The 12,860-nt window shown below is 41.7% G+C and carries 11 protein-coding genes; 1 reads left to right on the top strand and 10 read right to left on the bottom strand.

Annotation, left to right across the window (positions count from 1 at the left end):
* Positions 1–588: 588 nt before the first annotated feature.
* From HOP38_RS21250 to HOP38_RS21215, 8 genes are all read right to left on the bottom strand, one after another.
* Positions 589–750 carry a YoaH family protein gene (locus HOP38_RS21250; RefSeq protein WP_006075648.1) on the bottom strand — a complete coding sequence of 54 codons (162 nt, stop codon included), beginning with the start codon at positions 748–750 and terminating at the stop codon, positions 589–591.
* A 78-nt stretch (positions 751–828) separates the two neighbouring features.
* On the bottom strand, positions 829–1,947 hold the full coding sequence (locus HOP38_RS21245; RefSeq protein WP_198558919.1) for a conjugal transfer protein TraF: 1,119 nt from the start codon (positions 1,945–1,947) through the stop codon (positions 829–831).
* 91 nt (positions 1,948–2,038) lie between these two features.
* The gene (locus HOP38_RS21240; protein ID WP_198558918.1) at positions 2,039–2,917 is read right to left on the bottom strand and encodes a DUF2861 family protein; all 879 of its coding nucleotides are present in this window, start codon (positions 2,915–2,917) and stop codon (positions 2,039–2,041) included.
* Positions 2,917–3,576, bottom strand: coding sequence for a response regulator transcription factor VxrB (gene vxrB / locus HOP38_RS21235; RefSeq protein WP_198558917.1), 660 nt, complete (start codon positions 3,574–3,576; stop codon positions 2,917–2,919). The genes HOP38_RS21240 and vxrB overlap by 1 nt, the downstream gene beginning before the upstream one ends.
* On the bottom strand, positions 3,551–5,005 hold the full coding sequence (vxrA, locus tag HOP38_RS21230; RefSeq protein WP_006072731.1) for a sensor histidine kinase VxrA: 1,455 nt from the start codon (positions 5,003–5,005) through the stop codon (positions 3,551–3,553). Before vxrA ends, vxrB begins: the two co-directional genes overlap by 26 nt.
* 620 nt (positions 5,006–5,625) lie before the next feature.
* Entirely contained in the window at positions 5,626–7,029 is a 1,404-nt protein-coding gene (gene pntB / locus HOP38_RS21225; RefSeq protein ID WP_198558916.1) for a Re/Si-specific NAD(P)(+) transhydrogenase subunit beta, read from the bottom strand.
* Between the two features lie 8 nt (positions 7,030–7,037).
* Positions 7,038–8,576, bottom strand: coding sequence for a Re/Si-specific NAD(P)(+) transhydrogenase subunit alpha (gene pntA, locus HOP38_RS21220; protein ID WP_006072738.1), 1,539 nt, complete (start codon positions 8,574–8,576; stop codon positions 7,038–7,040).
* Positions 8,577–8,920: 344 nt separating this feature from the next.
* Complete coding sequence (locus HOP38_RS21215) at positions 8,921–9,196, bottom strand: HlyU family transcriptional regulator (RefSeq protein WP_006072740.1); 276 nt, start codon at positions 9,194–9,196, stop codon at positions 8,921–8,923.
* A gap of 292 nt (positions 9,197–9,488) precedes the next feature.
* Between HOP38_RS21215 and HOP38_RS21210 the strand changes: the two genes are divergently transcribed.
* Complete coding sequence (locus HOP38_RS21210) at positions 9,489–10,727, top strand: GGDEF domain-containing protein (RefSeq protein ID WP_198558915.1); 1,239 nt, start codon at positions 9,489–9,491, stop codon at positions 10,725–10,727.
* A 16-nt stretch (positions 10,728–10,743) separates the two neighbouring features.
* Here HOP38_RS21210 and HOP38_RS21205 read toward each other — a convergent pair whose 3' ends face one another.
* Both HOP38_RS21205 and HOP38_RS21200 read right to left on the bottom strand, forming a co-directional pair.
* Positions 10,744–11,700 (bottom strand): Solitary outer membrane autotransporter beta-barrel domain, encoded by a 957-nt coding sequence (locus HOP38_RS21205; protein WP_242456565.1) that lies wholly within the window; start codon positions 11,698–11,700, stop codon positions 10,744–10,746.
* Between the two features lie 151 nt (positions 11,701–11,851).
* Positions 11,852–12,835 (bottom strand): GGDEF domain-containing protein, encoded by a 984-nt coding sequence (locus HOP38_RS21200; RefSeq protein ID WP_081411563.1) that lies wholly within the window; start codon positions 12,833–12,835, stop codon positions 11,852–11,854.
* Between the last annotated feature and the right edge of the window lie 25 nt (positions 12,836–12,860).

Genomic DNA, 12,860 nt, shown 5'->3' with positions numbered 1-12,860 from the left:
AATGGAATCAATTAGTCGAGTATTTTTATTATGGGTATGTGTCATCACAACGGTTCAGATGTTCAAAACACACGTCCGATATGGCGTGTGCTTCTAATAGTCGCAACTCTAGTCTTAGTTCTGGTGATCTTATTTGGCTAACTAGAGATTATCATAAACGTGACACTGTCATGTTTTATTTGGTTTTGACTAATCAAAGTCACCTATCAGTCTTTGTAATCGAAGGCATGCCTCTTTATTGTTACAAGCCTCACTCACCTAAAAATGATCAAATTATGATCGTGACTACTTACTATTCTTTAACCACCTAACTTCATTGAGCAGCATAATTCACTGCAACATATACACTGCTCGAACGGTTAAGTAATTTTATTACAAGCTCATATATTTAAATGAAGCTGACAGTAGATTATGCTTCTATAAATAATTGATATATATGGAATATGTTATTTACAATCACCAAGCGCTCATGAATCACGAGCGTTTTAGCTCTATTCTGTAGCATGTATTTGATATTCGAATGGATTGAATTTGGGCACAAAAAAAGCCCTTTAAAAGGGCTTTATAGATAAACTTGAATAACAGAAATCAACTTTGTTCGTCAGAACTGTCTTTCGATTTTTCTTCTCGGATCTCTTGAGCTATGATTTTGATCGCTTGAGCAGTACTAATCCCCTGCTTCATCAGTTCTTGGATTCGTTCTACAGCAGCTTGCTGCTCTTCATGACTAAGGGATAAATCGTCAAACATAAAGTCCTCCCAATAACACGGACGTTAATTAATGACAGGACTATAGACTATTTAGATTTACTAGCAAGGGAATTAAACCTAATAGGTTGCAATAAAGTTGATTGAAGCCCCCATAGCCTTAGGTGATGTGTAACTTGCAGCAATGTCCATTTCAATAATATTTAGAGGACGTAAACCGATACCTGCTGTAATTGTTCCATCTGAATCTCGAGCCATGTTCTTCATATACCCTCCCCTTAACTGAATTTGTCGCGCTAAGTCGACTTCTACACCCGCTCTTAGCATTCTTACGTCATCATCGAACTGAGTGAATTTCTTTTCGGTGTTCAGGTCGTAGTCTACGGAAAACTGAAAGTAATCAGCGATAAAACCTGCACCAACGGTATATAGGGGCGACAATTGGTATTCGTAGCCATAGTGTATGTCTTTTCCCCCAATATTCTTAGAACCGTTCGCGGTTTCAATATTTCGCGACAACATGTTTTTGGCTGAAAACCCTACTCTAAACGGACCATGGAACCATAACGCTCCGGCGTCAATGTTAAATGCGGTATCGCCCTGAGAGTTTTCTCTTATGTTGTTTAAATTAAAATCATTTAATGAACTTACTGAAGCGTACGTATAGGTTCTTTGGATTTTCGGAGAAACGCCGAATGAAAAATGTTGACCAAATAAAGTTTGGTACTTGGCCAAGGATATTCCTATTTCGGTAACGGCTACTGAAGCGGTTTTTACTGCCGATCTAGCCGCTTTTTCCGCATCATTACTACCTGTTTGATCAATATCTGGTGTAGCTACGTTTTCCACATATGCCTTGCCGAATATATTTGCCGCGATGAAACGGTTAGGAAGCCCAAATGCTACAGCACCACCAAAATCGACTTTGGCCTGTGTACCATTCAGCTCATTAAGCGCTGCCGCACTCGGGTTATTTACGACGTTATCAACTTTATCCAGCATTTTGTCTTCGTCGTTGTAGTTAAGTCCTAAGCTAGGTAACAACATTCCTGCATCATCGTTTCGTCGATAGATGGCAACTAGTGCTGGATTATAGAATGGAGCAGTAAGATAAGAAGCAGAGACAACCCCCGTTCCGCCCATCGCATCGCCACGAGCATCGATTGCTAACGTCGAAGCGCCTGCCGACATAGAAGTAGTAATAATAAGGGCTGCTAGTGTTTTTAATTGGGTTTTCATCTAAAAATAACGCCGTTAATCCTTTGTGCATTTATTAACGGCGTCGATTAGAGATTCTTTAGCGTTTTCAGAGCGAAATCTTACTTATGAGTTATTCATCGGCGGAAACGTCGAACGTTTTACTAATTATTTGAGAACGCTCGAAAAGTATTGGGCCTTGCCAACGGCTTTGCTTCATTGAAACTGCAAGCACATATCGATCAGGTGTGATGTTGTTAGCCTCTAGACTCGTTGGATAATCAGACTCGTACTCTTTGCCCCATACTTGAGTATATTTGCCACCAATGTAATCGTATAAACCAACTTCGAGTTTTGGTAGCGGGCAATAAGGGTTTAGAAGCGCATTTTTCTCGATACGCCATTCATCTTTTGCTGACCAACGAACAGTCTGTTTCAATGACTGATCGGTAAAGATCAACCACTGACTCCAAGTTTCGCCGTCAAGTAAGCGCACGTCAAGTCTATAAAGACCGACATCTAAGGGCGATGTTAAGTTGTAACGGATCCCATAAGCTGCTTCTTCCGTTACGGCGTCACCAACTGGATTCACGTAGAATTCGCTGTCGTTAGAAACTCTTCTATCAACCCATTTTTTTAGGCTTATTTCTGAAATGACTCGTTTCGATTCAATTTCTATCGCGGATAAATAGGTGTCTCTTCCTGGGCTTTGAATCGATTGTTGCCTTACTACCACAGAATTAATCCATTCAGGTAGAGGTTGAGAGGAGTAACCTTTACCGCAATCCACTTCTAAAGATTGTAAAAACAACCTATTTATGTGGTTCTTGATACTCTTAGTCGGTTGTTGTTGCCACTCTTCCACTAGCGATTGGAACATAGATTCCAAATCACGATTAAGTAAATGACGATGCGCTTGTGTAATGGTTGTATTATTTTCAAACCAATCGGCACCAACTGACGTTGATGCCGTAAGGATTGCTAGCGCTAAAAATTTTGATGCTCTAGACATTAGCCTTTCATTTTGTAGCCAACACCACGAAGTGTTTCGATCTCTAGCCCAGGAAGCTTCTGTCTAAGTTGTAACACGTGAGTGTCAACAGTTCGTGTTGTTGGGAAGTGATTGTAACCCCAAACATGGTCAAGCAGTTCATCACGAGTAAACACACGTCCCAAGTTACTTGCTAGGAAAAGCAATAGATCAAACTCTGTACGCGTTAACGTAATCAGCTCACCTTTATAGTTCACTTCACGAGTCGCTTTATCGATCACCAAACTCTCTGTCACAACCTTAGTTGCATCCTCAGTGTCTGCTTCTGGTGCGCGAAGCTGTGCACGAATACGAGCAAAAAGCTCAGCTTCCGCGAAAGGTTTGGTTAAATAATCATTTGCGCCTGCATCTAAGCCGGTTACTTTGTCTTTTACTGTGACTAACGCAGTGAGCAATATCACTGGAACATCTTTGATTTTCTTCCAACCAGCAAGGTGCTCTACTGAGTCACCATCCGGAAGTTGTCGGTCGAGAATTACCAAGTCTGCTTCTTCCCAGTATTGCTCGACCTGAGAGATGAATTCAGCGTGAAGGCAGTTATAACCAGCCAACTCTAAACTCACCAAAAGGCCGTCAGCTAGATTCTTGTCGTCTTCAACAAGTAGCAGTGTCTGTTTCACAAGGTATCTCCAAAATAAATGTTGTTGGTGGCCCGACTAGGTACATCTTACCGCCCATTCGACCAACCATAGATTCTACTATAGTAAGACCAAGCCCAAGGCCTGCCTTACTTACAAATGGCTTTCTAAGCTCACGCCAGTCCTTTGAAGTTAATTGTCCGTTGTCGATGACTTCAATTTTGATAGAGTTTGAAGAAGTCACAACATTCAAACTCACTGGTGCAACGCCGTACTTAATCGCGTTACGTATTAGGTTATCAATACAAGTTCCTAACCAATATATGTTAATTTTAGCTGCTACGTCTTGATTAATAGTCAAATTCACGTCAGCTTCAAATTCTTCCTCTGCTTTGAAACTTAACCAATCTTGTACAGATGGTAGCCATTCTGTCGATAAAGGTTTGTTATCAGATTGTAGGTAGTCTTTACTGGCCTCAGCTAACTGACGCAGTCTACGTGTATCTTCACATAGTCTTCTAAACTCATCATATACAGTTTCTGGTAAGTGCTCAAATTCACGTCTGAACCCTTCAACTGTCAGAGATAAACTGGCGATGGGTGTTCTCAATTCGTGTGTAAGAATTTGTAACACTAACATCCGGCTTTTCATCTCTTGACGTTTTGTATTCCAGCGATAGATTGCCCAACCAATTACTAACAGTATGTTAGCGATGATCAAGCTGATCATGCTGATACGAAGTACATCAGAATGATCTTCGACTTCCCAACATAAGTTCCCTCTTTGCACGAAACACGTATTGGTTTGAGAAGCTAGTTTAAAGTTGAGGCCAGCCTCTTTTGCTTTCGAGATCCAAATGTTCGAAGGGAATAAATAGTAAATATCGCCTCTTCTCAACCACAGTTCCTCGTTTTCAACGAACATTGAGGAGCCTCGGATTAAGGATATAACAGTTTGCTCATCCATCACTTGCAGCCTACCCAAGAGAGAACCTGGTGCTGCCAGTTCTCTTTCTTTGATGTGCATAAACTTTTGAAGTTCTTGTTTTTTATCTGGGTATTTGGTGATGTACCTAGCTGCGTAAGTACCACCACCGGGATGAATCAGTCCACTGCGCGCAAACCATTTCGTCGATAACTTACGACCACCACACATTGCTCTAGTAAAAACTAAAGGTTCTGTGATTAAAGGGCTTAGTGGTAACGTGCCACTGCACTTTTCAGCCAACCGATAGAGTTGTTGTACTTCTTTCAAGGGGTATTTACTTGTTTGAGGAAGCATAGATATAGGTGTAAGAAGCTGTGTCGGGTAATCAGCCTGAATAACCCTTACATCGTATGAGGCGGTCGCTTGTTCGAAATCAAAAAAACTGACGAAATTATCTATACGTTCAGGTAGCGACTCAGCAAAAGCCAGAGGAGCAAGAACAATAGATATAATGGTAAGCAAAGGGCGCGCTAGTTTCTTCAAACGAATTATCTTGTCTGGTCAATAATATAAAAACACTAATTTACATATTATCGGCAAGATTCGCGCCAAGTGCACGCAATTATTTTGTCAATTGTTGGAAAACACGACTTGAGGTTCTATTTACCATGCTGACTTAAAGGTAGCCCGTGTTATGACGTCAAGATCTTTCCAACTCGACCTTTTAGCTTCGCTAAACGCAGTTCAGCTATGCGTTTTTGACGCAAGATGCTCTTTGCAGTTCCACGATCCGGATCTATACAAGCTTGGTACTTTAGCTGTGAGTAAGAGGTTGTTGAACAACTAAAATACTGTGTACAGGCTTCTTGTCGTTTGTCGAGCGTCGAGGTGATATCGGCGAGATGATTTTTATGAACTAGATAATAAGATTTTGAGTCCTTTGCATAGTTCACTATTCCAACTGACATAATCGCGGCAAAGATTGTAAAGCAAACAAAAGATTTTAGCATCGAAGTCCCTTAATTGAAGTGTTGTTCTCACTGAGTGATTAGGCTTAAATCAATACAAACACTACAAGCTAACGGCGTTTCTATTGGTTATAGTAGTTATAACCGGACACAAAAAAAGCCAGCATATGCTGGCTTAATCATTTTTAGTGAGCTTTAAAGCGCCTTGGAAATAGCGTCCACACTCTCTTTAGCATCACCGAAGAGCATCGAGGTGTTCTCTTTAAAGAACAGTGGATTTTGTACACCCGCATAACCCGTATTCATCGAGCGCTTAAATACAATAACATTTTGCGCGTTCCAAACCTCTAGAACTGGCATACCGGCAATAGGACTATTTGGATCTTCAAGAGCCGCAGGGTTAACCGTGTCGTTTGCACCAATAACTAGAACCGTGTCAGTTTCGCTAAAGTCATCGTTGATTTCGTCCATTTCCAGAACGATATCATAAGGTACTTTCGCTTCTGCCAATAGAACGTTCATGTGACCAGGTAAACGACCCGCGACGGGGTGAATACCAAAACGCACTTCCACGCCTTGAGCACGCAATTTTTCAGTGATTTCATGCACTGGATACTGAGCCTGAGCCACTGCCATACCGTATCCAGGAGTAATAATAATTGACTTGCTATTTTTAAGCATATCGGCAACATCTTCAGCCGATGTCTCGCGATGTTCACCTTGCTCTTCATCGCTTGAAATAACCACTTCTTGACCAAATCCGCCGGCAATAACACTAACGAACGAACGGTTCATCGCTTTACACATGATGTAAGAAAGGATGGCACCTGACGAGCCGACCAATGCACCTGTAACGATGAGCAGGTCGTTTGCTAACATGAAACCAGCTGCCGCTGCTGCCCAACCAGAATATGAGTTAAGCATTGAAACGACTACTGGCATATCCGCACCACCAATGGAGGCAACCAAGTGATAACCGAATGCGAAAGCAATTAGTGTCATCACAATTAGAGCAAACATGCTGCCGTCTGCTTTCACGAAGTAGATCATCAGCAAGGTTGAGACAACAATCGCAGCAAGGTTGAGTTTGTGTTTGTGCGGAATATTAAGTGGAGATGATGAAATAACCCCCCGTAATTTACCGAATGCTACAATAGAACCTGTAAAGGTTACTGCACCGATAAACACGCCTAAAAAGACTTCTACCATGTGAATTACATGATGAGCATGAACTTCGGCTTCAGAAAGCATTTCAACGTTAGCGATTGCCGGTGGATCAATATAACTATTGTAACCAACAAGAACAGCCGCTAAACCTACGAAGCTGTGAAGAATTGCTACTAGCTCGGGCATTTCAGTCATTTCTACTTTACGTGCATAGAAAATACCAATCGCCCCACCGATTACCATTGCTACAATAACCCAGCCGAAGCCTTGCGCATCAGGACTGAAAATAGTCGCAATTAACGCGATTGCCATACCAGCGATGCCGTAATAGTTACCAGCACGTGCTGAGGTCTGTTTAGACAGACCCGCTAAACTCATAATGAAAAATAATGCAGCAACAATGTATGCTGCTTGTACTAATCCTGCAGACATGTTGCCTCCTATTTATCTTTACGGAACATTTCAAGCATGCGCTTGGTTACGGTAAAGCCACCAAAAATGTTGATGCTTGCTATTAATACCGCGATAAAGGATAAAAACGTGACAACGCCACTTCCTTGTCCAATTTGAAGAAGTGCACCTACAACGATAATCCCTGAAATCGCGTTAGTTACCGACATGAGTGGTGTATGAAGTGCATGTGTGACGTTCCATACCACGTAATAACCTACTACACACGCCAATACGAAGACTGTAAAGTGAGATAAAAACGCGGCCGGCGCAACAGAAGCAACCCAGCCAAATACACCAACGGCAGCAGCAAGACCCAGCAGCTTTTTCACTGGTGACGTTGGCTCTTCTACTTTTTCCGCAGGTTTAGCTACTTCTACTTTTGCCGGAGCTGGTTGAGCAGAGACTTGAATTGGCGGTGCTGGCCATGTGACCTCACCTTCTTTAACTACGGTTACACCGCGAAGTACAACGTCTTCAAAATCGATGTCAATATTGCCATCTTTCTCTTTACAAAGAAGTTTTAGAAGATTGACTAGGTTAGTCGCATAGAGCTGAGAAGATTGAGTTGGAAGGCGGCCTACCATGTCTGTATAACCGATAACTTTAACACCGTTCTCTGTTGTTACCACTTGGTCAGCAACAGTGTATTCGCAGTTACCACCATTCGCTGCAGCTAAATCAACGATAACGCTGCCAGGCTTCATTGCATCAACCATTTCCTTTGTTACCAGCTTTGGAGCTGGTCGACCAGGAATCAATGCCGTGGTAATAATGATATCAACATCTTTAGCTTGCTCCATGTAGAGTTCAGCTGCTTTTTTGTTGAATTCATCTGACATTTCTTTCGCGTAGCCATCACCTGAGCCCGAGTTCTCTTGGTAATCAACTTCCAAGAACTCTGCACCCATCGACTCTACTTGCTCTTTTACTTCTGGACGCACGTCGAATGAACGAACGATTGCGCCAAGACTGCCTGCAGCACCTATCGCAGCTAAGCCAGCAACTCCAGCCCCAGCTACCAGCACTTTAGCGGGTGGCACTTTACCAGCAGCGGTAATTTGACCAGTAAAGAAGCGTCCAAATTCATGTGCAGCTTCAACGACGGCTCTATAACCAGCAATATTGGCCATGGAGCTTAATGCATCTAAAGCCTGTGCACGAGAGATTCGCGGTACCGAATCCATAGCCATCACGTTAATGTTCTTACTTGAAAGCTTTTCCATTAACTCTGGATTCTGGGCCGGCCATATAAAGCTCACTAAACTCGCTCCATCTTTAAGGAAAGTAATTTCCTCATCAGTAGGCGCATTTACTTTTAGCACTAAATCCGACTCCCATACTTCCTTTGAAGAAGTGATGGTAGCTCCAGCGGCTTCATAAGCTGAATCGTCAAAACTCGCAAGCAGACCCGCTTGTGATTCTATTGAGACATCAAACCCCAATTTTAGTAACTGCTCAACCGACTTGGGCGTCGCAGCGACTCGCGTTTCTCCCGCGAGAATTTCTTTTGGCACACCAATTTGCATAGCTATTCCTTAACTATTGGCAGAAGTATTGTTCTTTTTTAACCAACCAAGTGCACAACATCAAGCTATTTGTAATAAAAAAACAATATTTCATTACATATAACTGAACGTAATGACTTTTAAACAGGCATCTTTAGTAAAAAAACCACACGAAACCCTCAATATAGAGGTCTTACCAGTGTTATAATACGCTTTCGCAGAGGAATTTCGTGTAGGTAGGTCATATTATGACAATAAATGCTGCAAGCAGATGACCAACATCAATTAAATCAAACAACTAATACTGGTCTTGCCAGAATAAATCTTCATCAATCGACATCAATATATTGGTGGTGGGATTGATTTTAGAAAATACTGTCTCCCATTTGGTCGATGAACATTTGTGCTTTTTTTAACATTAGCTCATTCGCATCAGACTCAGACCCAACCACGTCAGAGCGAATAAAGCGATGCTCTTTTATTTCATCACCAAATTGCTTTGTAATCCTGCCCGCAATCCTATACTGGCCACCTTCAGCTAACGCTTCCTGGTAGATTAAAAAACCTTTGTACTCAACTGGCTCAACGATTTTTGGCTCGGCAGCCTTAGAGCTACCAAATAACTTAGAGAAGAATCCCACTTTTTTTCCTCTTTCTATATGGATTGATTCATGTTGTAGGGTTTATAGCGCTTGGTCAACCATTAGCGTTTGGAAAGTGAATCTTGTTTACAATTTGCGTTACTTCTAGCTTCGCTATATAGACGTTAGGTTTATGAAACTCATTAAACTAATGAAGTGATTTTTCTTGAGTTTGAGAATATGGCGTGAGTTTTGAGCCTTCCATTAACAAATTACTTGGCAAAACATCAAATTACCGTATCCTAAGGTGTTGAACTATAATCTACTGTTAAGTCTCTGAGTCATATCGTTAATGTCGACCTCTTTTGCTAGCTCAAATCTGTTCCGGCTATTTATTCCCCTTATCATGATTGCGGGTATACTCGTAGGCTTAAACCATATCATTGCAGCAACTCAAGCCAACTCCGGCTTTGTTACAAACCTGCCCTATATTTTGTTTGGTACTGCTTTCGCACTAAGCCATAGCTTCAAACAATCGCGTATTGCTATGGTGGCACTTTCAATGTTGTTAGCGTACGGCGTAATTCAATTAAGATTACAAAGTCCTTTATCGACAGGAACGACTCTTCTAGAACTCTCCTTGTTAAGCCTTTTACTACCTGTTGCTTGTTGTCTTGCGTTTCTGTTTCCAGATACCGGTGTATTGAGCAAGGGAATGTACCTTTTCTCTGCTATTGTCATAAGCTTTTTACTATGGAGCTATTTGATATTGAGCCACTTTGCTACTGGTGGCTTTAACCATTTTGACAGTGATCTGCTCTTGGCCATTCCTGAAATTTCGCGTTTACCTTTGGTTTTAGTTTTGTATAGCCTTGCTATAACCGGTGCAACGGGTATTTTCTTATTAAATTACAATCGACCGATTGATGCTGTTGTTTATACCAGTATCTTGCTTGCGAGCAGCACATTCATTTTCTTTCATGTACCGCATATGTCGAGCACTCTGTTTTCTTTAGCGGGTGTTTTAGTCATTATTTATGTTATTTCCGCCAGCCATCAAATGGCGTTTAACGATCGACTAACAAACATTCCTGGTCGTCGTGCTTTAGAAATGGACATGAAGCATTTGGGCAGAAAGTTCACTGTTGCGATGCTGGATGTCGATCACTTTAAAAAATTTAATGATACCTACGGTCACGATACAGGTGATGATGTATTGAGACTGGTTGCTTCACGAATGTTATCTGTTGGCGGGAACGCACGAGTCTATCGATATGGTGGCGAAGAATTTACGATTCTGTTTAAGGGTAAAACAGCCAAGGACAGTAAAGTCTATCTTGATGAATTGAGAGAGAAGATAGCGGATTATGAAATGGTGATTAGAAATAACGCCGAACGCCCGAATGACAACAAAAAAGGCGCAAAACAACGTAGTGCGAGCATCAAAGGTTCAACAGTAAGTATCACTGTAAGTATTGGTGCAGCAGACAGCAAAAGCACAAAAAAACCAGAAGAAGTTTTAAAGAAAGCAGATAAAGCGTTATATAGCGCCAAAGAAAAGGGACGCAACCAAGTTCAGTGCGCCCGCTGATACTGTCCTACGTGAATTAATCTTGGTTGAAAAACAGGACTATGCTACCCCCTTTGAGGTCACTTCCATAGTTAATACTTAATCCAATCCCGATATTATCAACAAACTCAATCTTAAACGGAGGTGTCATTAGCCAACCGACCGTACCTTCGTAGTAATGAGGAGTTCCAAGCATACCGACAGTATCCCCTCCAATATCGACTCGCCTAAGACTTGTGTAAATAGTCTGAACTGAACGCCCCCAATCAGTTACATCATAAAATAATTTGGCTTCATTGGACCAATACCAGCCTTCAGGCGTTCCCACATCCCCATCATTTGCTTTTCCCCAACCTACCCCTGAGAAATAGTTGAAGGTTGAATTAAACTTCACTTCCCCCCACGGTTTGTATTTGTGGTAATTGAAGCCGACTTTAGGTTGCAAACTAGCTGCCCACGCAGACGTATTGACGACTTTGCCATCTAGGAACGGCTGAAGTAATTTTGAATAAGGAGATTGAAAATCATAATCACTGTGCAGATATTGAAGGTGTACTCCTATGCCTGTCTCAAACGTCCAGTGTTTAGAGAACTGTATTTCTTGTTCATAGCCTGTAAACGCACCTAAAACATATTTGGTATGGCTATCTGGTGCATCTACGATTTGGTCTTGAATTCTGAGCGCTGAAAACCTAAGTGTTAGCCTCTGTTGGAAACTGTCATCATCATTTAACGAAAAGGTAAGCGGTAACGCAGAGACAGCAATGTTTTTGCGTCGATCAAGCGCCTCTTGCGAGCCAATTTCGTCGTTATCAATATTGAGTACTGAGCTTGGATCAAAGTCTTTGAACCCTAATGTAAGAGCATCACTGTCTGTGAGAATGATAGCTGCTGCGAAATCTTCTTCAAACAAATCACGGAATTCAGGCTCAGCTGCGCTGTGAGAAGATAAAGTTGTAAAACACATCAAAGAAACGAAACGAGCCTTGGACACAGCTTTCTACCCATTGTGGAAATATCTTAATAATAGCCCCACTTTGAATAATTGTGGGTAACAGTATGTAATTTAGGAAGTTATCTAGTGGAACAACATAAAAAAGCTCCTCATAAAATGAGGAGCTCATAACGTAAATTTTACGCCAGACTCACGAGGTTGTACTAATGATATCGCCTTCAATTTGGGAAACGTACCTGTTTCGACCGGTTCGTTTTGCTTGATAAAGCAGTTTGTCAGCACTTTCATACAGCTCGTTGATGGTCTCAGTCCCAGTTGGAACCAAACTAAATACACCAAGTGACAATGTCACTCTGTCCGTGGTGTGAGAGAACTGGTGGGGAATGTTTAACTGAGAGATCCCTTCTCTGACTCTAGCTGCGTTCTCTTCTGCTTCACGAATATCACATTTACTAAGTAAAATAACAAATTCTTCGCCGCCATATCGGCCGACATATTCACCACTACGAATAAACATCACATCGAGAAATTGAGCAATGTTGATTAAACATTGATCACCTTCAGTATGGCCATAATTATCGTTGAACGCCTTAAAGTGATCGACGTCCATCAAAATAACCGAGAGCGGCATCTGATGACGACCGTGCCATTGAATAAGTTCTGTGAGTTTTTCGTCCATATAACGGCGGTTAAATAGTTTAGTCAGCCCATCTTCATTTGCTTGGTGTTGCAGTGCCCTGTTAGCTTCTTGTAGTTGTGCACTTGCTTGTTTAAGTTCACGACGCATATGAGCTATACGTTGCATAGCAACAAGTTTGGATTGTAGCACTATCTTATTAACTGGCTTAACTAAGTAATCATCACCACCCGCTCTGATAGCTTTTGCAATCATTTCAGGTTCATCATGACTACTCAGAAAAATAATCGGAATCCAGTCTGCTTGATAGCGTTCACGTATTTCCGCAGCCACTTGAAAACCATCCATTTCAGGCATTGATATATCTAGTAGTACAAGCTCTGGATCGAACGATGGGTATAAGGCTAACGCCTCTCTTCCGCTCGCGGCGACTTCTACTACATGACCAAGTTGTTTAAGTCGAATTTGAAGCTGCATCCGTTCTAGTTGCGCATCATCTACGAGAAGAATTCTCATTGAAGAATCCATGGGTGTCATAAGCCTTCCTGTAATTGCACGCCAA

This window comes from Vibrio mediterranei, assembly GCF_013364395.1.
GTDB classification, from domain to species: domain Bacteria; phylum Pseudomonadota; class Gammaproteobacteria; order Enterobacterales; family Vibrionaceae; genus Vibrio; species Vibrio mediterranei.
The sequence above is the reverse complement of the archived record's forward strand: the minus strand, read 5'-3'. Positions and strand labels throughout refer to the sequence as shown.